The sequence below is a fragment of the Vibrio sp. VB16 genome, from assembly GCF_015594925.2.
In the GTDB taxonomy this organism is placed as follows: Bacteria; Pseudomonadota; Gammaproteobacteria; order Enterobacterales; family Vibrionaceae; genus Vibrio.
On sequence record NZ_CP087590.1, the window covers coordinates 3,548,429 to 3,571,919 of the forward strand.

General features: G+C 42.6%; 15 protein-coding genes, 4 tRNA genes, 3 rRNA genes and 1 pseudogene. 7 read left to right on the top strand and 16 right to left on the bottom strand.

Annotation, left to right across the window (positions count from 1 at the left end):
• Window positions 1-46 precede the first annotated feature (46 nt).
• The 12 genes and pseudogenes from IUZ65_RS16200 to trxA all read right to left on the bottom strand — a co-directional run bounded on the left by IUZ65_RS16200 (window position 47) and on the right by trxA (window position 10,794).
• Window positions 47-137, bottom strand: a tRNA-Ser gene (locus IUZ65_RS16200).
• A gap of 87 nt (window positions 138-224) precedes the next feature.
• Window positions 225-340: ribosomal RNA gene (gene rrf / locus IUZ65_RS16205) — 5S ribosomal RNA — on the bottom strand.
• A gap of 122 nt (window positions 341-462) precedes the next feature.
• Window positions 463-3,355, bottom strand: a 23S ribosomal RNA gene (locus tag IUZ65_RS16210).
• 423 nt (window positions 3,356-3,778) lie between these two features.
• Window positions 3,779-3,854 (bottom strand) — tRNA-Val (locus IUZ65_RS16215).
• Between the two features lie 64 nt (window positions 3,855-3,918).
• A tRNA-Lys gene (locus IUZ65_RS16220) sits at window positions 3,919-3,994 on the bottom strand.
• 2 nt (window positions 3,995-3,996) lie between these two features.
• Window positions 3,997-4,072, bottom strand: a tRNA-Glu gene (locus tag IUZ65_RS16225).
• Between the two features lie 124 nt (window positions 4,073-4,196).
• Window positions 4,197-5,749 (bottom strand): 16S ribosomal RNA (locus IUZ65_RS16230).
• Together the 16S, 23S and 5S rRNA genes with 4 tRNA genes alongside form the textbook arrangement of a ribosomal RNA operon.
• 586 nt (window positions 5,750-6,335) lie before the next feature.
• Window positions 6,336-7,046, bottom strand: a complete 711-nt coding sequence (fre, locus tag IUZ65_RS16235) for an NAD(P)H-flavin reductase (protein WP_195704680.1) — start codon at window positions 7,044-7,046, stop codon at window positions 6,336-6,338.
• 8 nt (window positions 7,047-7,054) lie between these two features.
• Complete coding sequence (locus tag IUZ65_RS16240; RefSeq protein WP_195704681.1) at window positions 7,055-7,324, bottom strand: 2Fe-2S iron-sulfur cluster-binding protein; 270 nt, start codon at window positions 7,322-7,324, stop codon at window positions 7,055-7,057.
• A 14-nt stretch (window positions 7,325-7,338) separates the two neighbouring features.
• Window positions 7,339-8,787: pseudogene (ubiD, locus tag IUZ65_RS16245) on the bottom strand (4-hydroxy-3-polyprenylbenzoate decarboxylase); the annotation flags it as partial.
• 212 nt (window positions 8,788-8,999) lie between these two features.
• Window positions 9,000-10,259, bottom strand: coding sequence for a transcription termination factor Rho (rho, locus tag IUZ65_RS16250; RefSeq protein ID WP_195704683.1), 1,260 nt, complete (start codon window positions 10,257-10,259; stop codon window positions 9,000-9,002).
• A gap of 208 nt (window positions 10,260-10,467) precedes the next feature.
• A complete protein-coding gene (trxA, locus tag IUZ65_RS16255; RefSeq protein ID WP_195704684.1) occupies window positions 10,468-10,794 on the bottom strand; it encodes a thioredoxin TrxA in 327 nt (108 codons plus the stop codon).
• Between the two features lie 113 nt (window positions 10,795-10,907).
• On the opposite strand from trxA, the gene rhlB reads away from it, so the two are divergent.
• The gene (rhlB, locus tag IUZ65_RS16260) at window positions 10,908-12,209 is read left to right on the top strand and encodes an ATP-dependent RNA helicase RhlB (RefSeq protein ID WP_195704685.1); all 1,302 of its coding nucleotides are present in this window, start codon (window positions 10,908-10,910) and stop codon (window positions 12,207-12,209) included.
• A gap of 18 nt (window positions 12,210-12,227) precedes the next feature.
• On the top strand, window positions 12,228-13,721 hold the full coding sequence (gene gppA, locus IUZ65_RS16265) for a guanosine-5'-triphosphate,3'-diphosphate diphosphatase (RefSeq protein WP_195704686.1): 1,494 nt from the start codon (window positions 12,228-12,230) through the stop codon (window positions 13,719-13,721).
• A gap of 78 nt (window positions 13,722-13,799) precedes the next feature.
• On the opposite strand, the gene IUZ65_RS16270 is transcribed toward gppA, so the two are convergent.
• From IUZ65_RS16270 to recQ, 3 genes are all read right to left on the bottom strand, one after another.
• Window positions 13,800-14,471, bottom strand: a complete 672-nt coding sequence (locus IUZ65_RS16270; protein WP_195704687.1) for a 7-cyano-7-deazaguanine/7-aminomethyl-7-deazaguanine transporter — start codon at window positions 14,469-14,471, stop codon at window positions 13,800-13,802.
• 245 nt (window positions 14,472-14,716) lie between these two features.
• Window positions 14,717-15,022, bottom strand: a complete 306-nt coding sequence (locus IUZ65_RS16275; protein ID WP_195705146.1) for a DUF3630 family protein — start codon at window positions 15,020-15,022, stop codon at window positions 14,717-14,719.
• Complete coding sequence (gene recQ, locus IUZ65_RS16280) at window positions 15,018-16,856, bottom strand: ATP-dependent DNA helicase RecQ (RefSeq protein ID WP_195704688.1); 1,839 nt, start codon at window positions 16,854-16,856, stop codon at window positions 15,018-15,020. Before recQ ends, IUZ65_RS16275 begins: the two co-directional genes overlap by 5 nt.
• A gap of 173 nt (window positions 16,857-17,029) precedes the next feature.
• Here recQ and rarD point away from each other — a divergent pair, with 173 nt between their 5' ends.
• Window positions 17,030-17,941 (top strand): EamA family transporter RarD, encoded by a 912-nt coding sequence (gene rarD, locus IUZ65_RS16285; protein ID WP_195704689.1) that lies wholly within the window; start codon window positions 17,030-17,032, stop codon window positions 17,939-17,941.
• A gap of 654 nt (window positions 17,942-18,595) precedes the next feature.
• Here rarD and uvrD read toward each other — a convergent pair.
• Window positions 18,596-20,767 (bottom strand): DNA helicase II, encoded by a 2,172-nt coding sequence (gene uvrD, locus IUZ65_RS16290; RefSeq protein WP_195704690.1) that lies wholly within the window; start codon window positions 20,765-20,767, stop codon window positions 18,596-18,598.
• Window positions 20,768-21,042: 275 nt separating this feature from the next.
• On the opposite strand from uvrD, the gene IUZ65_RS16295 reads away from it, so the two are divergent.
• From IUZ65_RS16295 to IUZ65_RS16310, 4 genes are all read left to right on the top strand, one after another.
• Window positions 21,043-21,303 (top strand): BufA1 family periplasmic bufferin-type metallophore, encoded by a 261-nt coding sequence (locus IUZ65_RS16295; protein ID WP_195704691.1) that lies wholly within the window; start codon window positions 21,043-21,045, stop codon window positions 21,301-21,303.
• Between the two features lie 79 nt (window positions 21,304-21,382).
• On the top strand, window positions 21,383-22,237 hold the full coding sequence (gene bufB / locus IUZ65_RS16300; protein WP_195704692.1) for an MNIO family bufferin maturase: 855 nt from the start codon (window positions 21,383-21,385) through the stop codon (window positions 22,235-22,237).
• Window positions 22,234-22,995, top strand: a complete 762-nt coding sequence (locus IUZ65_RS16305) for an HvfC/BufC N-terminal domain-containing protein (RefSeq protein WP_195704693.1) — start codon at window positions 22,234-22,236, stop codon at window positions 22,993-22,995. Before bufB ends, IUZ65_RS16305 begins: the two co-directional genes overlap by 4 nt.
• Window positions 22,996-23,007: 12 nt before the next feature.
• Window positions 23,008-23,484 carry a DoxX family protein gene (locus tag IUZ65_RS16310; protein WP_195704694.1) on the top strand — a complete coding sequence of 159 codons (477 nt, stop codon included), beginning with the start codon at window positions 23,008-23,010 and terminating at the stop codon, window positions 23,482-23,484.
• Window positions 23,485-23,491 lie beyond the last annotated feature (7 nt).

The following is a 23,491-nucleotide window of genomic DNA, read 5'->3' on the forward strand; positions in this document are numbered from 1 at the left end:
TTGAGTTATAAAAAAAGCCCCAGTCTTTCGACTAGGGCTTAGATAGTGGCGGAGGGATAGAGATTTGAACTCTAGAAGGGCTACAAACCCTTGCCGGTTTTCAAGACCGGTGCTTTCGACCACTCAGCCATCCCTCCGAATTTTGCTAATAATCAAAGTCTTATAAAACTTAGCTTTGACTATTTTTGCCTTATCTTTCCTAAAAAAGATAAAACGGTATTAAAGCCTGGCGATGTCCTACTCTCACATGGGGAGACCCCACACTACCATCGGCGCTATTGCGTTTCACTTCTGAGTTCGGCATGGAATCAGGTGGGTCCACAACGCTATGGTCGCCAAGCAAATTTGGTAAAGCTTCCTAATAATTTAGAAAACTTTAATAATCTGGATTACTGACCTAAATAAAAGTTCACACACATTCAATGTTCTTACATTGAGTCCACAAAACCCCTTGGGTGTTGTATGGTTAAGCCTCACGGGCAATTAGTACAGGTTAGCTCAACGCCTCACAACGCTTACACACCCTGCCTATCAACGTTCTAGTCTCGAACAACCCTTTAGGACACGTAAAGTGCCAGGGAAGACTCATCTCAAGGCTCGCTTCGCGCTTAGATGCTTTCAGCGCTTATCGATTCCGAACTTAGCTACCGGGCAATGCCATTGGCATGACAACCCGAACACCAGTGGTTCGTCCACTCCGGTCCTCTCGTACTAGGAGCAGCCCCTTTCAATCTTCCAACGCCCACGGCAGATAGGGACCGAACTGTCTCACGACGTTCTAAACCCAGCTCGCGTACCACTTTAAATGGCGAACAGCCATACCCTTGGGACCGACTTCAGCCCCAGGATGTGATGAGCCGACATCGAGGTGCCAAACACCGCCGTCGATATGAACTCTTGGGCGGTATCAGCCTGTTATCCCCGGAGTACCTTTTATCCGTTGAGCGATGGCCCTTCCATTCAGAACCACCGGATCACTATGACCTGCTTTCGCACCTGCTCGAATTGTCATTCTCGCAGTCAAGCGGGCTTATGCCATTGCACTAACCACACGATGTCCAACCGTGTTTAGCCCACCTTCGTGCTCCTCCGTTACTCTTTGGGAGGAGACCGCCCCAGTCAAACTACCCACCAGGCACTGTCCGCAACCCCGATAAGGGGCCTACGTTAGAACATCAAGCATACAAGGGTGGTATTTCAAGGTCGACTCCACTCCATCTAGCGACGAAGTTTCAAAGTCTCCCACCTATCCTACACATGTAGGGTCAATGTTCAGTGCCAAGCTGTAGTAAAGGTTCACGGGGTCTTTCCGTCTAGCCGCGGGTACACTGCATCTTCACAGCGATTTCAATTTCACTGAGTCTCGGGTGGAGACAGCGTGGCCATCATTACGCCATTCGTGCAGGTCGGAACTTACCCGACAAGGAATTTCGCTACCTTAGGACCGTTATAGTTACGGCCGCCGTTTACCGGGGCTTCGATCAAGAGCTTCGTCCGAAGACTAACCCCATCAATTAACCTTCCGGCACCGGGCAGGCGTCACACCGTATACGTCATCTTACGATTTTGCACAGTGCTGTGTTTTTAATAAACAGTTGCAGCCACCTGGTATCTGCGACTCCCGATAGCTCCATCCGCAAGGGATTTCACCGTCAAGAGCGTACCTTCTCCCGAAGTTACGGTACCATTTTGCCTAGTTCCTTCACCCGAGTTCTCTCAAGCGCCTTGGTATTCTCTACCCGACCACCTGTGTCGGTTTGGGGTACGATTTCTTATAATCTGAAGCTTAGAGGCTTTTCCTGGAAGCATGGCATCAATGACTTCATCACCGTAGTGACTCGACATCGGGTCTCAGCCTAACAATTTCCCGGATTTACCTAAGAAATTAGCCTACACCCTTGAACCTGGACTACCATCGCCAGGCTCACCTAGCCTTCTCCGTCCCCCCATCGCAATTATAAGAAGTACGGGAATATTAACCCGTTTCCCATCGACTACGCCTTTCGGCCTCGCCTTAGGGGTCGACTTACCCTGCCCCGATTAACGTTGGACAGGAACCCTTGGTCTTCCGGCGTGGGAGTTTTTCACTCCCATTATCGTTACTCATGTCAGCATTCGCACTTCTGATACCTCCAGCAGACCTTACAGTCCACCTTCAACGGCTTACAGAACGCTCCCCTACCCAACATAATAAATTATGTTGCCGCAGCTTCGGTGTATAGCTTAGCCCCGTTACATCTTCCGCGCAGGCCGACTCGACCAGTGAGCTATTACGCTTTCTTTAAATGATGGCTGCTTCTAAGCCAACATCCTGGCTGTCTGAGCCTTCCCACATCGTTTCCCACTTAGCTATACTTTGGGACCTTAGCTGGCGGTCTGGGTTGTTTCCCTCTCCACGACGGACGTTAGCACCCGCCGTGTGTCTCCCGGATATTACTTACTGGTATTCGGAGTTTGCAAAGGGTTGGTAAGTCGGGATGACCCCCTAGCCTTAACAGTGCTCTACCCCCAGTAGTATTCGTCCGAGGCGCTACCTAAATAGCTTTCGGGGAGAACCAGCTATCTCCAGGTTTGATTGGCCTTTCACCCCTAGCCACAAGTCATCCGCTAATTTTTCAACATTAGTCGGTTCGGTCCTCCAGTTGATGTTACTCAACCTTCAACCTGCCCATGGCTAGATCACCTGGTTTCGGGTCTATACCTAGCAACTCGACGCCCAGTTAAGACTCGGTTTCCCTACGGCTCCCCTATACGGTTAACCTTGCTACTAAATATAAGTCGCTGACCCATTATACAAAAGGTACGCAGTCACAGGACGCAATGCCTGCTCCTACTGCTTGTACGTACACGGTTTCAGGTTCTATTTCACTCCCCTCACAGGGGTTCTTTTCGCCTTTCCCTCACGGTACTGGTTCACTATCGGTCAGTCAGTAGTATTTAGCCTTGGAGGATGGTCCCCCCATATTCAAACAGGATATCACGTGTCCCGCCTTACTCGTTTTCACTTAAAATGACGTGTCGGTTACAGGGCTATCACCTTGTATCGCGATACTTTCCAGAATCTTCACCTGCATCATTAAAAGCTTAAGGGCTAATCCAATTTCGCTCGCCGCTACTTTCGGAATCTCGGTTGATTTCTACTCCTCCGGGTACTTAGATGTTTCAGTTCCCCGGGTTTGCCTTATTAACCTATGTATTCAGTTAATAATACTAGCTTATGCTAGTGGGTTTCCCCATTCGGAAATCGTAGACTCAAGTGGCTTTTACTGCCTTATCTACGCTTATCGCAAGTTAATACGTCCTTCATCGCCTCTGACTGCCAAGGCATCCACCGTGTACGCTTAGTCACTTAACCATACAACCCCAAAGGGTTTCGCTTACGCGAAATAACAACGAATTGTTATTGTAATAGCAACCAAGGTTTCTATCGTTGCCTCATTATTTGAATGAGCGAGACAACATTTTCGATTTTGCCGGACTCAAATATTAAACAGTTAACCGAAGTTAGCTGTTTCCAAGAACACTTGAATGTGTGTTGGTTTGTTATCACCGAAGTGACAACAAGTACCTAAATCTAAAAGATTTAGGATTTGAGAACTTTTATTTTGATAAATAATAATCAATTATTTATCAGTCAGCTTTCCAAATTGTTAAAGAGCAAAATGTTCTATTCTTATTAAAATAAGTTAATCACATTTTCTAAAGACTTTCAGAGACCACAATAAACCAATAATTAATAACCATTGGTTTGGATATGACACCAAAAATACTTAGAGAATGGTGGGCGATACTGGGCTCGAACCAGTGACCCCCTCCTTGTAAGGGAGGTGCTCTCCCAACTGAGCTAATCGCCCACATTGTTTGCTTTCACTTTTCAAAGTGAAAACGAAACGATTTTAATTCCTTCGTGGGAAAGAATGGTGGGTCGTGCAGGATTCGAACCTGCGACCAATTGATTAAAAGTCAACTGCTCTACCAGCTGAGCTAACGACCCAATGGTATCCCGTAGGGGAGTCGAACCCCTGTTACCGCCGTGAAAGGGCGGTGTCCTAGGCCTCTAGACGAACGGGACACAGGTGCATAAAAGTGTTGGGCACTTTCACACTTATACCCGCAGTTAAGCAGGTACAAATACTCTCTTTACTTTCTAAACCTATTTCAATCTGTGTGAACACTCATCATGAGCAATCATCGTTTAAGGAGGTGATCCAGCCCCAGGTTCCCCTAGGGCTACCTTGTTACGACTTCACCCCAGTCATGAACCACAAAGTGGTAAGCGTCCCCCCGAAGGTTAAACTACCTACTTCTTTTGCAGCCCACTCCCATGGTGTGACGGGCGGTGTGTACAAGGCCCGGGAACGTATTCACCGTAGCATTCTGATCTACGATTACTAGCGATTCCGACTTCATGGAGTCGAGTTGCAGACTCCAATCCGGACTACGACGCACTTTTTGGGATTCGCTCACTATTGCTAGTTGGCTGCCCTCTGTATGCGCCATTGTAGCACGTGTGTAGCCCTACTCGTAAGGGCCATGATGACTTGACGTCGTCCCCACCTTCCTCCGGTTTATCACCGGCAGTCTCCCCAAAGTTCCCGACATAACTCGCTGGCAATTAAGGATAAGGGTTGCGCTCGTTGCGGGACTTAACCCAACATTTCACAACACGAGCTGACGACAGCCATGCAGCACCTGTCTCAGAGCTCCCGAAGGCACACCTGTGTCTCCACTGGCTTCTCTGGATGTCAAGAGTAGGTAAGGTTCTTCGCGTTGCATCGAATTAAACCACATGCTCCACCGCTTGTGCGGGCCCCCGTCAATTCATTTGAGTTTTAATCTTGCGACCGTACTCCCCAGGCGGTCTACTTAACGCGTTAGCTCCGAAAGCCACGGCTCAAGGCCACAACCTTCAAGTAGACATCGTTTACGGCGTGGACTACCAGGGTATCTAATCCTGTTTGCTCCCCACGCTTTCGCATCTGAGTGTCAGTATCTGTCCAGGGGGCCGCCTTCGCCACTGGTATTCCTTCAGATCTCTACGCATTTCACCGCTACACCTGAAATTCTACCCCCCTCTACAGTACTCTAGTTTGCCAGTTTCAAATGACCTTCCGGGGTTGAGCCCCGGGCTTTCACATCTGACTTAACAAACCACCTGCATGCGCTTTACGCCCAGTAATTCCGATTAACGCTCGCACCCTCCGTATTACCGCGGCTGCTGGCACGGAGTTAGCCGGTGCTTCTTCTGTAGCTAACGTCAAACAATAAGCGTATTAAACTTACTGCCTTCCTCACTACTGAAAGTACTTTACAACCCGAAGGCCTTCTTCATACACGCGGCATGGCTGCATCAGGCTTTCGCCCATTGTGCAATATTCCCCACTGCTGCCTCCCGTAGGAGTCTGGACCGTGTCTCAGTTCCAGTGTGGCTGATCATCCTCTCAGACCAGCTAGAGATCGTCGCCTTGGTGAGCCATTACCCCACCAACTAGCTAATCTCACTTAGGCTTATCCAATCGCGGAAGGCCCGAAGGTCCCCTCCTTTCCCCCGTAGGGCGTATGCGGTATTAGCTATCGTTTCCAATAGTTATCCCCCTCAACTGGGCAAATTCCTAAGCATTACTCACCCGTCCGCCGCTCGACGCCTATTAACGCTCCCGAAGGATTGTTAACATCGTTTCCGCTCGACTTGCATGTGTTAAGCCTGCCGCCAGCGTTCAATCTGAGCCATGATCAAACTCTTCAATTTAAGTTCTTTTTGGCTCAATGAATACTGACTTTAAATTGCCTTTTACTTTAGATAACCGAAGGTTAAATAGTAAAGTGTTCTTTAAAGTTCTATCACTCCAACAGAGTGATATTTAAATAACTGTGTTCGATACCCGAAAGCATCAAATTAGGTCACTCAGTTCATTGAAACCGTTGTTGATTTCGTGCCCTAAGGCAGAGAATCATCTTCGATTGTCATCAACGAGTGCCCACACAGATTGATATAGGTTTAAATTGTTAAAGAGCGTTACTTCAATAGTAAGTAAATTATTACTTTTAAGCCTTTCGACTTTCCCGTTGAAGTGGGCGGTCATTTTAGCGAGATAACTCTTCGTGTCAAACACTTTTTTAGAATTATTTCTCTAAGACCAAATTTTGTTCCAGTACGCTAATCCCTTTTTAAATAAGGTCTCGCCGTTAGGAGTTGCGCATTATAGGGAGATTTTTATGTGACGCAAGCCCTTTTCTCAAAAAAATCCAATTTTTCTTTTTGATTGTTCTTTTTACCACCAAAAGTAAAAAAGGAGGTCGATAAAGCGTCCTTTTACTTACATTTATATAACAAACTAGATAAATGAATAGGCGTCAGAGAACATTCGTTCTCTATTGGCATTTTTTTCTAAGCTAAATTGTTCTCTGGCTGCGCCTGCCATTTCAAATCGACCCGCTATATAGATATCAAAATCTTCTAAACTGTCAAAATCGGCTAAAACAGCAGTCAATACATTACCTATTTTGCCATTCCATATATTAGGTGCGCTTTCTAGAACAGGAATAAAATGAATATTGCTGAATTTTTCAGATAACGTTTTCATTTCGTCAAAGGCATAAAGTTGCCCGTCCGATCTTGCTCCCCAGTAAAGATATATCGGGTTTTCGATATTCTGGCTTACACAATGATCGAGAATAGAACGCACATAGCTGAAACCTGTTCCACCCGCGATAAGCAATATAGGACGATTCCCTTCCTTAAGCCAAGCATCTCCGTGCGGCGCATCAATCTCAATATCATTACCTTTGTCAAACGCGATGTTCATTTTGTCGATAACTTCTGCCGCATAAGCGTTCTCTTCGGCGGCACCTATATGAAGTTCAAGTTCTCCTTCATTCCGACAAGGGCTACTAGCAATAGAAAATGGGCGCTTATCTTTCTCTCCCATCACCACCATTAAATATTGACCCGCTTTAAATTCGACAGGGGTTTCTGGATGAAGCAATATTTTATAGGTATTGCATGCTAAGGGTTGAATGGACTTTACTTTACAACGAATAGTCATATTTCCTCTTACTCTTCAAAGGTAAGTTTAAGATTAGTTTCTGCAAATGCCTGACAAGGAAAGATCCATCCCTTTTGTATTTCTTTTTCAGTCAATACGGGGTCTAAATGATAAGAAACTTCACCTTCCACTTTTCGGCACATGCACATCGCACATGCTCCAACCTGACAACGATGTGGGAAGCTTATATTATTGTTGAGCGCGGCTTCTAATATCGTCTGTCCTGCTGATACATCAAATTCTTTTCCGCTAGGAAGTAGAGTGACTTTATGGCTCATAGAATACCAAGGTCATCCCAAATAGAATCTATTTTCTCTACTATTTTTGGATCCTTTTTGATGGGTCTACCCCACTCTCTTTGCGTTTCCCCTTCCCACTTATTGGTTGCATCTAGCCCCATTTTTGATCCTAAACCAACAGTGGGAGATGCAAAATCAAGCGAATCTATCGGGGTATTATCAATCATCACTGTATCACGCACTGGATCCATCCTAGTCGTGATAGCCCAAATTACATCATTCCAATCCCGAGCATTCACATCATCATCACAAACAACGATAAATTTGGTGTACATGAACTGCCTCAAAAAAGACCACACTCCCATCATGACTCTCTTTGCATGTCCAGGGTATTGCTTCTTCATTGTCACTACAGCCATTCGATAAGAACATCCTTCAGGTGGTAAATAAAAGTCGACAATTTCAGGAAACTGTTTCTGAAGTATAGGAACAAATACTTCATTTAGCGCGACGCCTAGAACCGCGGGCTCATCTGGTGGTCTCCCAGTATAAGTACTGTGATAAATGGGATTATTTCTCATGGTGATATGAGTAATCGTGAACACGCGATGTTGTTCTACTTCATTGTAGTATCCAGTATGATCGCCATATGGGCCTTCAGCCGCAAATTCACTTGGATCGATGTAACCTTCCAATACAATCTCAGCACTTGCAGGCACCTCTAAGTCATTACTTATAGACTTAACGACTTCTGTTTTACTGCCTCGCAGTAAGCCAGCAAAGGCGTATTCAGAAAGAGTATCGGGAACCGGTGTCACTGCACCTAAAATAGTTGCGGGGTCAGCACCAAATGCAACGGAAACCGGGAATCGCTCTCCAGGATTACTTTGCATCCAATCTTGCAGATCAAGAGCGCCGCCTCGATGTGCTAACCAACGCATGATAACTTTGTTTTTGGACAGCTTTTGTTGGCGGTAAATACCCAAATTTTGACGTTTTTGATTCGGTCCCTTGGTGACAGTCAGTCCCCATGTCAACAATGGCGCCACATCTTCAGCCCAACAACTCATTACGGGTAACTTGTCTAAATCAACGTCATCACCTTGCCAAATAACCTCTTGACATGGAGCCTTCCTGAGCCTTTTGGTGGGCATATTTAGAACTTGTTTGAATACAGGTATCTTGTCAATTGCGTCTTTAAAGCCCTTTGGTGGTTCAGGCTCTTTCAGGTAAGCCAATAACTTTCCAACCTCTCTGAGCTCAGAAACCTCCTTTCGCCCCATTCCCAGTGCGACACGTTCCGCTGTACCAAAGAGATTGGTCAATACTGGCATCTCATACCCTACTGGATTTTCAAAAAGTAAAGCAGGACCACCAGCTCGCAAAGTGCGATCGCTAATCTCCGTCATCTCATAATGTGGGTCTATTGGGTGAGTAATACGCTTAAGCTGACCCTTTTCTTCTAAAAGGGTAATAAAGTCACGTAAATCCTTAATACTCATAGGGCTCATTCGATTATTGGAATTGTTGCTATTTTATAACAAAAAAATAACGAAACCGACTATTTAGCGTGGAATTGTTCGAAATATAATAAATAAGAGAGGTTCTTGGTTTTTTAAGTGCTTACCTAAAAACAAAAACGCCACTCGTATAAATACGCGTGGCGTTTCTTAGTAGCTCTATTCTTAAAAGCTAATAGTTCTAAAACGTGACGTTATTGTCTACGCATCGCATCGAAGAACTCGTTATTTGTTTTGGTCATTGCCAATTTGTCGATTAAGAATTCCATCGCATCAGATTCGCTCATTGGATGAACAATCTTGCGTAGAATCCACATCTTCTGAAGTTCATCTGACTTCGTTAGCAATTCTTCACGACGCGTACCTGAACGGTTAAAGTCGATAGCTGGGAATACACGTTTTTCTGCAATCTTACGATTAAGATGCAGCTCCATGTTACCAGTACCTTTAAACTCTTCGTAGATGACTTCATCCATTTTAGAGCCCGTATCAACCAATGCAGTAGCGATAATCGTTAAACTGCCACCTTCTTCAACGTTACGTGCTGCACCGAAGAAACGCTTAGGACGATGTAGTGCATTCGCATCAACACCACCCGTCAAAACTTTACCTGATGATGGAACAACGGTGTTGTATGCACGAGCAAGACGCGTAATAGAATCAAGCAAAATAACCACGTCTTTTTTATGTTCTACTAGACGTTTTGCTTTTTCGATTACCATATCGGCAACTTGTACATGTCGAGACGCAGGTTCATCGAAAGTTGACGCAATAACTTCACCTTTTACAAGGCGTTGCATTTCTGTCACTTCTTCAGGGCGTTCATCGATAAGTAAAACCATCAATATACATTCAGGGTGATTGTGAGCAATACTTTGCGCAATGTTCTGTAGCAACATTGTTTTACCCGCTTTTGGCGGAGCAACGATCAAACCTCGTTGGCCTTTACCGATAGGTGAAGCCAAGTCTAAAACACGTGCGGTAATGTCTTCTGTCGAGCCATTACCACGTTCCATCGTCATGCGTTCATTTGCATGCAAAGGAGTCAAATTCTCAAAGAGAATCTTGTTACGTGCGTTATCAGGTTTATCGTGGTTTACAGTGTTAACTTTTAGCAAAGCAAAATAACGTTCGCCATCTTTAGGTGGTCGAATTTTACCCGCTATTGAGTCGCCAGTACGCAAGTTAAAACGGCGTATTTGGCTTGGTGATACATAAATATCATCTGGACCCGCAAGATAAGAACTATCTGCACTACGTAAAAACCCAAAACCGTCTTGAAGGATTTCTAATGCACCATCTCCAAAAATGTCTTCACCGCTTTTCGCGTGGGCTTTGAGAGTAGAGAAAATAATGTCTTGTTTACGTAGACGAGCAAGGTTTTCCAGACCGAGGCTTTCACCAAGCTTGACAAGCTCAGGTATAGGCCTGTTCTTCAATTCAGTCAGATTCATAGTAGTGGATGCTTTAGCTTTTGTTGTCAAAATAGGATCTGTTTGTTTAGTTATGATTTTTTCGGTCTAAGGAGCGACCAAGAAATGAACATTTGTTTATTTATCGTGCGACAAACTAGCACTAAATGAAAGACTAGTCTAGTTTTACAAAAAACAAAACCGCGCAAATGTTAAAGTGCACGGTTTCTCGCTCTATATCAAAACTAAACTACAGGTTTGTGTCTAAAAACTCTTTTAATTGAGATTTAGAAAGTGCACCAACTTTCGTTGCTGCTACACTACCATCTTTAAAAAGAAGTAACGTTGGAATACCACGAATACCAAATTTTGGTGGTGTACCAGCATTTTGGTCAATATTTAGTTTGCCGATAGTGAGTTTGCCTTCGTATTCATCTGCGATCTCATCTAGAATAGGTGCAATCATTTTACAAGGTCCACACCATTCAGCCCAAAAATCAACTAATACAGGCCCTGCAGCTTTGATTACATCGTTTTCAAAACTTTCATCTGATAGCTGCAAAAATTTATCACTCATCTTCCACTCCAATGTGTTTATATGCTACTGGTTGGATGATAACCAGGAAATAGATTCCCTATTGGAATGTATTTGCTTCCGTATTGCAACCCTTAACTGATATTCTATAACTTATGAAAAACACTCATATCACAGAGCACAAATTCGCCGACTTCGGTTTACTGCCGCAAGTCATTGAAGGTTTAGATAAAAAAGGGTTCGAATATTGTACCCCTATCCAAGCCTTGGCGTTGCCGGTACTGCTCACCGGCCAAGATATTGCAGGCCAGGCCCAAACGGGTACTGGTAAAACGTTAGCGTTTCTTACTGCTGCTTTCAACCACTTACTAACCACTCCGGAGCAAGAAGGGCGGAAACCAAACCAACCTCGCGCAATTATTATGGCGCCGACTCGTGAGCTAGCAATTCAGATCTACAACGATGCTGAGTCTCTAGTTGAATCGACAGGGCTAAAAGCTGGACTTGCTTATGGTGGCGAAAGTTACGATAAACAAGTATCAAAATTAGAACAGGGCGTAGACATCCTCATTGGGACAACAGGCCGAATTATAGACTTTTACAAACAAAAAGTTTTTAATTTGAACCACATCCAAGTAGTTGTACTGGATGAAGCCGATAGAATGTTCGACTTAGGTTTTATTAAAGATATCCGCTTTCTTTTTCGTCGCATGCCAGAACCGACTGATCGCTTGAATATGCTTTTTTCCGCTACACTTTCTTATCGTGTACAGGAACTCGCCTTTGAGCACATGCATAATCCAGAGCATGTTGTTGTAGAACCTGGGCAAAAAACGGGATATCTAATCCAAGAAGAGCTCTTCTATCCGTCAAACGAGCATAAAATGTCCCTTCTTCAATCGATAATTGAAGAAGAATGGCCAGACCGTGCAATTATATTTGCTAATACCAAATATAAATGTGATTCAATCTGGGGTCATTTAGCTGCAGACAATCATCGTGTTGGTCTTTTGACTGGTGATGTACCTCAAAAGAAACGAGAACGAATCCTAGAGCAATTTACTCAAGGTGAAGTCGATATTTTGGTTGCGACGGATGTTGCTGCTCGTGGGTTACATATCCCACAAGTAACGCATGTATTTAACTACGACTTACCTGATGACTGCGAAGATTACGTCCATCGAATTGGCCGTACTGGGCGCGCTGGAGAGAGTGGCAATTCAATCAGCTTTGCTTGTGAAGAGTACGCAATTAACTTGACCGCAATTGAAGAATTCATTGAACACACAATACCTGTATCAGATTATGACCCGAGCGCTTTACTCGATGATCTACCACAGGCACTTCGTACGCGTACAAGACCTAGCAACAACCGTAGACCGACAGGTGGCCCACGTAACGGTAATCGCAGCAACAATAAGCGAAGTAACTACCGACCGCGTCAACCTCGTAGTTAAGGGATAGATAAAGTAAATATGGATCAAGCAATCTCATCGCCGCTCTATGCGGCCATTGACCTAGGCTCGAACAGCTTCCACATGCTCGTTGTACGGCATATTGATGGAAGTGTTCAAACAATGGCAAAGATTAAGCGGAAAGTCCGCTTGGCTGCTGGACTCAATGAGAATAACGCTCTCAGCCCTGAAGCGATGCAACGAGGCTGGGACTGTCTAAGATTGTTTGCTGAAAGATTACAAGATATCCCAGAAGAGAATATCCGCATTGTTGGCACAGCGACACTAAGAACGGCCACTAATGTGGATGTTTTTCTGAAACACGCAAACCATATTCTTGGATATGACATAAATGTCATATCTGGTAAAGAAGAAGCTGGAACAATATATAAAGGTGTCGCTCATACATCTGGTGGCTTAGGTAGAAGGCTTGTTGTCGACATTGGTGGTGCAAGTACTGAACTCATCATCGGAGAAGGCTTCAACGCCAAAGCATTAACCAGTGTAAAAATGGGGTGCGTCACGTGGTTAGAAAAACACTTTAAAGATCGTCAGCTTAATACACACAATTTTGACGCTGCAATTGAGGCAGCAAAAACAACTCTACATCCAATTCTTAAACAATATAACGATATTGGTTGGGATGTATGCGTAGGCGCCAGTGGAACCGTTCAGGCTCTACAAGAGATAATGCTTGCACAAGGCATGGACGAAGTGATTACTCACTCCAAACTTAAGCGATTGCAGAAACAGGCTATGCTAGCCGATCATTTAGAAGAACTAGAAATAGACGGTTTGACGTTAGAAAGGGCGTTGGTATTCCCAAGTGGACTATCCATATTAATCGCCATTTTTGAACTCCTAAAGATCGACACCATGACATTGGCAGGCGGTGCTCTGCGCGAGGGAATGGTCTATGGAATGATGATTGAAATGCAACACGATGATATTCGCTCTCGAACCATTAGCAGCGTTCAGTCTCGTTATCAAATAGATAAACTCTATGGGGAGCAAGTGTTCAGCGTATCACTTTCTCTACTTCAGCAGTGTGGTGCGAAGACTTGGGTACCTGAATCCCAAGCTTCAATATTACTTGAAGCCGCAGCCAAGCTTCACGAAATAGGACTCGCTATTGATTTTAAAAAGGGTGGTCAGCACAGCGCCTACCTTTTGCAAAACCTCGATCTACCGGGTTTCACTCGTGCACAAAAATACTATATTAGCGAATTAACTCGTCGCTATAGAGATCCGCTCTCTTCATTGCCAGAGCAGCATGCTATTTCTGAACGAAGTGGTAAGAGATTACTCCGTTTATTAAGAATAGCGATTATCTTAACGCATCGAAGAAGCTCTGAATTAGAGCCACAATATCGCATTGAAGCGGATCAGGATTCGCTGGTTATGTCGATTCAAAAATCATGGTTAGAACAAAATCCACTGACAACAGCTGAACTTGAAATTGAGTCTAACCGTCAATCCGATATAGGATGGCCGTTGATAATAAATGCTGAATAATCAGAAGTTAGAGTTAGGTTATTTTAGGTAGGTACATTAAAAAAGCGAATTTCAATATGACATTCGCTTTTTTACTTTTTAAGCATTTACGCCAGTCACTTTCAAGTCAGGGTTCATTGCGGTCATTCTCTTAACTAAGTAGTTGAGAAACATACCGTACATGGGTACGAATAATCCCAAGCTGATAACCAACTTAAAACCATAATCAACCAAGGCGATTTCTTTCCAATGTTGAGCCATAAACGCATCTGGACTTTGATAAAAAGCAATGGCAAAGAAAGCTAATGTATCGAGAGCATTACCAATCAAGGTTGAACACGTTGGTGCTATCCACCACTGTTTCAATTGACGCAGGCGATTAAATACATGAACATCGAGAATTTGGCCCAATAGGTAAGCCATGAAACTTGCAACAGCAATACGTGCGACAAATAGGTTGAATTCCGTTAACTGTCCAAAACCTTGAAATTGTCCTTCAAAGAAAACCACAGACAATAAATAGGAGACAATTAAAGCCGGTAACATTACTAAGAATATTATTTTTCTGGCCAACTTGGCACCAAAAACACGTACCGTAAGGTCCGTTGCTAGAAAAATAAACGGGAAGGTAAATGCCCCCCAAGTGGTATGCATACCAAAAATGGTAAATGGCAGTTGAACCAAGTAATTGCTAGACGCAATAATCACCAAGTGAAACAGAACAAGTATAGAGAGTGCTTTGCGCATTTGCGCAGGGGTAAAATTATTCATTTTGTACCTTTTTAGTTTTGCTTGGGGTTGAGGGAACCCAAGTAGACAACATGTCTTCTTTAAAGCAGTTAAAAATGCTCTTACGAGCGGGCGACGATTATACATCAATCAAATCAAGCTTCAAGAGCCTAAAAGAATAGCAAACGTTTAAGTCTGCAAATTTATTTATACCGGATGTTTGATTACGCTACGGCGGATTCCTTGATAATAATGAAATGGTCAGATAGTGATGAGCACCTTTAAAACTAAAACCCTTGTGAAAACAGACTCGCTAAATAAGCGACCTCTTCCCGGCTTTCTTCTTTGTACAGAGCCTCGAGCCACACAGATTCAGAGTAATGTTCAGCCCTTAAAAAAAAGAGACAACCTTCAAAATCAATCAACCAAGAATGGAGATCGGCATCAAGTTGCTTCTCTTTAATTTCAGCCGATAATAGACAGACTAACTCTTTACCAACTTTGGGGAAAGAATCAACATCAAAAGATGGTGCAGTTAAGATGAGCTTACCTTCCGCCTCTATATGTTCAATTAACCCCCAATGCTTGTTAATCTCCATGAGTAACGTGCTCCTGTATAGCATCTAAAAACTTGTCAGCGTACTTCTCTAGTTTGACCTGCCCCACGCCATTCACTGCAAGCATTTCACCATATGAAGTCGGTAAAATCTCAGCCATATCAATCAATGTCGCATCACTAAATACGACATAGGGAGGTAAGCCAACTTCATCCGCGATAAACTTACGCAACTTACGTAACTTGGAAAATAATTTTTTATCATAATTACGATTCGCGAGCTTGTTCGATTTCGCCGCTCTAACAGCCGTGTCCAATCTTGGAACGGCGAGTTCAATTACCATCTCTCCTTTTAAGAGTGGTCTCGCCTCTTCCGTTAGTTGCAATGTCGAATTACGAGTAATGTTCTGGCATAGCATTCCTTTATGGATAAGTTGACGCATAATACTAATCCAGTAATCATGACTATGTTCACGCCCTATACCGTAAGTAGAAAGATTATCGTGACCATTCTCTCTAACACGTATATTTTGCATTCCTCGTAAAACTTCCACTACATAGCCCATACCAAAGCCTTGATTGACTCGGTACACACAAGATAGTGCTTTTCGTGCTGCTTCTGTCGCATCAAAATGTTTTGGCGGATCCAAGCATATATCGCAGTTTCCACAAGGATCATGCCGGTATTCACCAAAATAGTTGAGCAATACTTGTCGACGACAAGTTTGCGCTTCAGCAAATGCACTCATGGCGTTGAGTTTATGTGTTTCTACTCTTTTTTGATCACCTTCTGGCTTTTCGTCCAATATTTTTCGTAACCAACCCATATCTGCCGGGTCAAATAGCATCATAGCTTCAGCAGGAAGACCATCACGGCCTGCTCGCCCTGTTTCTTGATAATAAGATTCGATATTTCTTGGTATATCAAAATGAACAACAAACCGAACATTAGGCTTATTTATCCCCATACCAAAAGCGACGGTAGCGACCACAATTTGAACATCATCTCTTTGGAAAGCATCTTGAACATAGGCTCGTTCATCAGAATCCATGCCGGCATGATAGCCAGCAGCACGAATGTGGTTATTGCACAGTTTTTCAGTCAGCATTTCTACTTTTTTTCGACTACCACAATAAATAATTCCACATTGACCTTTTTGTGTTGCCAAAAAACGAACTACTTGTGAAACAGGTTTGTGTTTCTCTACAAGATTGTAACGAATATTGGGGCGGTCAAAACTTCCTAGGTAGATCAACGCTTGATTAAGATGCAGTCTAGAAACAATATCTTTTCTTGTCGCTTCATCTGCTGTCGCAGTTAAAGCCATAAACGGAACATTAGGTAATTGCATTCTTAACTGACCTAAGGCAGCGTATTCCGGCCTAAAATCATGCCCCCATTGTGAAATACAATGAGCTTCATCAACTGCAATCATTGAAACTTGCACCCAGGACAACCGTTCAGTGAAGTCTTGGCTTAACGCTCTCTCAGGAGAAACATATAACAGTTTCAATTTCCCGTTGTTCATTCTAGTAAAAACGGTGGTCAACTCCTCTCTTGTCATTGAGGAATTCAGGCATCCAGCGGCAACACCATTTGCTTTTAATTGGTCGACTTGATCTTTCATTAACGAGATAAGTGGCGAGATAACTATTGTTAGCCCTTCTTTAACCAATGCAGGAATTTGATAACAAAGCGATTTACCACCACCCGTTGGCATAATCACTAAACTATCTTGGTCATTTAGAACGGCAGTAATAACTTCCTCTTGGCCGTCACGATAATTCTGATAACCAAATACATCATTAAGTATCGACTTTGCATCAGGTTTATCCGCATCGATTTGCTGAGCTAAAAGCTTGGAAGTCATTAGTATCCTAATAGATAAAGTACAGAGCAGTCATTTAAGAAATGGGGTTCTTAATATAGCGAGACATTGTAGTTGGGTTTAGCAGGGAATAACACATCAAATTATTAGGTGAATATGTGATATCGCTTTTATACTTGCTCTCTTACTCCAAATAACTAATAAGTTTAAAAAGCATGACATCCGAACAACAGGCTAGATCAAAACAAGGCGTATTACTGGCGATTGCCGCATACACCATGTGGGGCATAGCGCCTATCTATTTTAAGGCCATCATTGAAGTCGCACCATTAGAAATACTTAGCCACAGAATTATATGGTCATTTGTCTTCCTTGCTTTTCTTTTGCACCTGGGTAAACGATGGAAAGTCGTTGCAAAAGTTCTGACCCACAAGAAAAGCATGCTTTTTTTAACTATTACTTCACTGCTTGTCGCCACAAATTGGTTAATTTTCATTTGGGCGGTGAATTCTGAACATATGATTGATGCAAGTTTGGGCTACTACATTAATCCACTCTTTAATGTGTTACTGGGCATGTTTTTTCTAGGAGAAAGACTCCGAAAACTTCAATGGTTTGCAGTGCTACTTGCCTTCATTGGCGTTGCTATTCAAATATTCGCATTTGGTCGAGTTCCCGTCGTGGCTCTCGCTTTAGCGACGAGTTTTAGTTGTTATGGGTTACTTAGAAAAAAAATTAATTTAGATGCCCAGACTGGGTTATTTATTGAAACGATGATTATTCTACCCGCTGCGCTTATTTACCTCACCTTTATTGCCGACAGCCCAACTTCGAGCTTGCTCAATAATGATTTGAACCTAAATTTACTACTTCTTACCGCAGGTATTGTCACTACCCTACCTCTGCTCTGCTTTAACGGTGCGGCGACTCGTATCATGTTATCTACATTAGGTTTTTTCCAATATATTGGTCCTAGCTTAATGTTTTTGCTTGCCGTGTTTATATATAACGAACCTTTCTCTGCAGACAAGGCGATAACTTTTGCCTTTATTTGGGGCGCATTGTTCGTCTTTAGTTTAGATGGCTTAAAGTTCGCTAATCAAAATAGAAAGAAACGAAAAGCGTAAAAATGTGCAAAATATGACTTTTCACGCAGTTTTGCATCTAAGAGATTAGACTTTTTCTTTGTGAGAGATCTCTTACAAAGGCGTAAGCCATTCCGTGTTTCTCTATTGAGCAATAGGCTCTTACTTGGTATTAACCCTTTAAAATCAACACTTAATAATAATAGGCATGACTATTCACAATTAGGAAGGTTTTTACCCCTCTTGTTGATAGGCAGATAATTGCTATTATTTGTCCTGTCGGAAGGATACTGACACGGAACAGGAAAGCACCAAGGACTCGGTGGTCTTCAGGATGAAGATATGATTATTCAGGATGAGTAATCTGCAAGGAAAGCAATTGGACATTGAATGGACGCAATAGTAACTAGGATGGTTACTACTAAGGAAAGACAATGGACACCTCTGGAAGAGGCAAGGATCAAACATCAGGATGATGTAAAGGACACCGCTCAAGGATCAAGTGAAGGAAGCTGACGAGGATTGTTGGCAGATCAGGATAAGATCACAAGGACACCGCTAGGAAGGCGATGAAAAGGAATACGCTGAAGGATTACAGCACACTATCATGGATTTGATGCATGGAGCATATTTAGTAGCTGGATTGCTGCAAGTAAGACTATGACCCCGATACTTTTGTATCGGGGTTTTTCTTTTCTACATTTTTTCTAATTTTGCGTATTGCGTTACCAACCATTTTATCCCTTCACCATTAAAGGCAACTTGAACTCGGCTTTGTGGGCCACTACCTTCGAAGTTTATAATTGTTCCTTCACCAAATTTGGGGTGTGTGACTCTTTGACCTAAACTAAATCCTGTTTCATTGAAATTATCTTTTACTTTCGTTTGGTTAAAACGTCCGCTTGTGGCTGGTCTACTAACCTGGGCTTTCATGCGAACTTCTTCTATGCAGCTTTCGGGTAATTCTTTTATAAATCGAGAAGGTTTATGGTATTTATCTTGACCATATAGACGACGCATTTCTGCGTAGGTAATAAAGAGTTTCTCTTTCGCACGAGTCATACCAACATAGCAAAGCCGTCTTTCTTCTTCTAAGCGACCCGCTTCTTCTGCTGACATTTGGCTTGGGAACATACCTTCTTCGACCCCAACCATAAAGACCATTGGAAATTCTAAACCCTTAGCGCTATGTAAAGTCATCAATTGGACTGCATCATCAAATTCATCGGCTTGCCCTTCGCCCGCCTCCAATGCCGCATGTGATAAGAATGCTGACAACATTGTCATATCATCCGCTTCTTCGGGTTTTTCAAACTGTCTCGTTGCGGTGACGAGTTCTTCTAAGTTTTCAATGCGGGCTTTGGACTTTTCTCCCTTTTCCTGCTCATACATCGCGAACAAACCTGAAGACTTAATTACATGATCTGCCTGTTGATGAAGAGAAAACTCAGCCGTGTCATCTTCAAGGGCATCAATCAGTTCGATAAATCGGCTTAAAGCACCTGCGGCTCTACCAGCAAGCACTCTTTCGTTAAGCAATGCCACACTTGCTTCCCACATCGTAGCGCCGCGCTCACGAGCAGCTAACCGTATTGTTTCTAACGTTTTATCTCCCATCCCACGGGTTGGAGTATTGACTACCCTTTCAAACGCTGCATCATCTCGCCGATTTGCCGTCAAACGCAAATAACTCAACGCGTCTCTAATTTCCTGGCGTTCGAAGAATCGCATACCACCATATATTCGGTAAGGCAATCTAGCCTGAATGAGCGCTTCCTCTAACACTCTAGATTGGGCGTTATTTCTATAGAGCATTGCAGAGTCGACCAGCAGGCCACCTTTCTCTTGCCACTCTTTTATTTTACTCACAGTAAAGCGAGCTTCATCCAACTCATTGTAGGCAGAGTAAACCGAAATCTGTTCGCCGTCTTCACCGTCAGTCCAAAGCTCTTTACCCATTCGTTCCGTATTATTTTCAATTAGCTCATTGGCTGCTTTCAATATAGTTTTGGTTGAACGGTAATTTTGCTCAAGACGAATAGTCGCTACACTAGGAAACTCTTCGGTAAATTTGTGGATGTTTTCTATTTTTGCACCGCGCCAGCCGTAGATAGATTGGTCATCATCCCCAACTATCATCACATGGCTCGTTTTGCCTGCCATCAATCGAAGCCAAGCATATTGGATATTGTTTGTATCTTGAAACTCATCAACAAGAATATGTGAGAAACGAGCTTGGTAGTGTTCTCTGATAAACTTCTTATCACGGAGTAATTCTGTTACACGTAGCAAAATTTCTGCAAAATCGACCAATCCCGCTCTATCGCATGCCTCTTGATAAGCAGAATAGACCTGAAGCCAAGTTTGCGTTATCGGATCTTGATAAGCATCTATATGCTTAGGTCTCAAACCTTCATCTTTCTTTCCATTTATCCACCAAGCAGCTTGTTTTGCTGGCCACTGCTTTTCATCTAGGTTTTGTGCTTTTATTAACCGGCGAAGTAAACGCTGTTGATCATCTGAATCAAGTATCTGAAAATCCTGAGGTAAGTCGGCATCTAAATAATGAGCTCTGAGTATCCGATGGCAAATTCCATGAAAGGTACCATTCCACATTCCAGAGGCACTGCCCTTCATCAATTCTTCAATCCGCCCTCGCATTTCTGCTGCAGCTTTGTTCGTAAATGTAACGGACATAACTGAAAATGGGGATGCATTTTCTACCGTCATCAACCAAGCAATTCGATGGACCAAAACTCTTGTTTTACCACTACCTGCTCCGGCTAATACCAGCATATTTTCTAGCGGGGCGCCAACCGCTTCTCTCTGCTTATCGTTAAGACCATCAAGTAGTAATGAAGCATCCATCGTTTATTCCTAAATACAGTTACTGGTTATTTATACATAAGTTAACGATTATACATTAAACCTCTTATTTAGCGCCGTTTAGTCCAAATAATTTTTCAAAACTTTATGTCTTTATTTTCAAATAGTTAAAATGGAAATGAGAATTAATTGTAAGTAGTTGAAATTTTTCATCAAAAGAACAGCTCCTATTCAATAAGCAAGTTAATGAATGGCTCAACAATAACAATATTAACTCTGCCTTACTAAACTATGGAATAAGTTCAAAGGAAATTATTATGAAAAAGTCTAATCTAGCCGTTACGGCAGTCGTTACCAGCCTTCTAGCAATTGGTGCAACAACACTAACTACTACCCATGCCGTTGCTGCAGATAAAGAGAAATGCTTTGGGGTAGCTAAAGCAGGAAAAAATGATTGCGCAACGAAAAACAGCTCTTGTGCAGGTACTTCAAAAGAAGATGCCCAGAAAGATGCCTTCATCATGGTACCAGCTGGCCTTTGTGATCGTCTAGCAGGTGGCAGTACTTCATCTAGTTAATCTTTTCTCTAGAGCAATCTAATAATCTTTCCCGATTTAATTGATTGCTTTAGGTAAAAGAAAGTCAAAGGGCTCTATTATGCTATCTGATTTACATCACCAAGTTGGGGTTGGTCTTCGAACGCCACACATCGACTTTTTTAAAGAAAGTACACCAGAACTTAGCTGGTTAGAAATTCATAGCGAAAATTATTTTGCTAGCCGCTCTCAACAACGAAATGACCTTCAGGTTTTACGTGAACATTACAATATTAGCTGTCATGGTATTGGCCTGTCTCTTGGATCTGTCGCGCCGGTAAACGAAGGCCACATGGCAAAGCTTAAAGCTTTGATTGACGATATCGATCCTATCTTTGTTTCCGATCACCTAAGCTGGAGTGAGAATGGAGGACATTATTTCAATGATCTACTTCCATTGCCTTACACTGAAGAAGCACTTCGTGTGTTTTGTCGAAATGTCTTAACCGTTCAAGATTATCTAAAGCAGCCAATATTGGTCGAGAACCCTTCTAGTTATTTAAGCTTTAACCATTCGACTATTGATGAGTGGGTATTTTTGTCTGAAGTACAAAAACGCACTGATTGCCAGCTACTGCTTGATTTCAACAATATACATGTATCTTCATTTAACCACGGTTTTTCTAGCGAGACGTACCTAGAAGGTATCGATGCAGATACGGTAAAGGAGATCCATTTAGCTGGATTCACGAAAAAAAGCACTGAGAAAGGCGAAGTCTGGATAGACACACACAGCCGACCTGTGAGTGATGAAGTTTGGGCACTTTTCTCTAATTGGATAACGAAGCATGGTTCAAGGCACACTCTTATAGAGTGGGACTTGGATATACCCGAACCGAGCGTTTTGTTAGCTCAGGCTGAAATTGCTAGCCGCTATTTGCATTCTTTGGGGAACCAGATACGGAAGGTATCATGACGTTATCGTTATCAGAACTTCAAAGGAACTTTTCAAAAGCACTTCACTATAAAGCGAACGGCGAGGATTGTGATATTTGTAGTAATCACTTCTCCTCTGACGAGCGCTTACAGATATATCGAAATAATTTTATTATCAGTCTTAGTGAAGTTTTATGTTCGACCTATCCGATTGTTTTAAGCCTAGTAGGACAAGAATGCTTCGATGGCCTTGCTCGAAAGCATATCCTTTCCTACCCTCTGCAAGAAGGAAACGTTGCTGGTTATGGTGATGGTTTTTCAGAAACCATAAAATCTGTAGAACTGGTTGTTGCAACCGTGCCTTATTTGGCAGATATAGCAGCCTTAGAATGGGCAATCGATGATAGCAACCAAACGTATAACCAACCTACTCCAACACCAAACCTTTATGCCTTTGATAGACTTCAAACGTTCAGTGCAGAACAACAATCCGATATATGTTTATTCTTAAATCCAGCACTCAATTTAGTCACCTCTAATTATGCTGTTTTTTCCATCCGAAAAGCGATCAAAAATAATGATTTCGTTAATTTGGAAATAAACCAACCAGAAAGCGGCATTGTATTAGTTTTAAATAAAGATGAATTATTAGTTGTAGCACTTAATAATGATGAAATATCACTTCTTGAGCAAGTTAATGCCAAGACACCACTTGGTAAAATCAATCAGGACTTAATCGTGCATCTACAAAAATTAATATCTTTAAACTTATTTATCGGTTTTCAGGCACATATATAGTCAGGGGATAATATGCCAGTTCTAATTCAAAAATTATTTACAAAATATCAGTCCGCATCCGAACAATTTCAACAGATTTTTATCCCTTTTCTTTTGCTTTTTTGTCGGCTGTGGGTTGCGTGGGTCTTTTTTAACTCAGGGCTTACGAAGATAGCCACATGGGATAGCACGCTCTATTTATTTGAATACGAGTACATCGTTCCATTCTTACCGTGGGAAATTGCTGCATATTTGGGGACAGCCGCAGAATTGGCGTTACCAATATTTATCGCATTAGGGATATTAACTAGACCGATGGCCGTGGCGTTGTTCGGATTCAACATCATAGCCGTGGCCTCATACCCATTACTTTGGGAGAAAGGATTTTATGACCACCAGTTATGGGGTTTGATGATATTAATAAATATTGTTTGGGGTGCAGGCGCATTCTCAATAGATTATTTAGTTAAATCTAAAGTCTTTAATATCAGATCAAAAAATACTACCTGAATTAAAA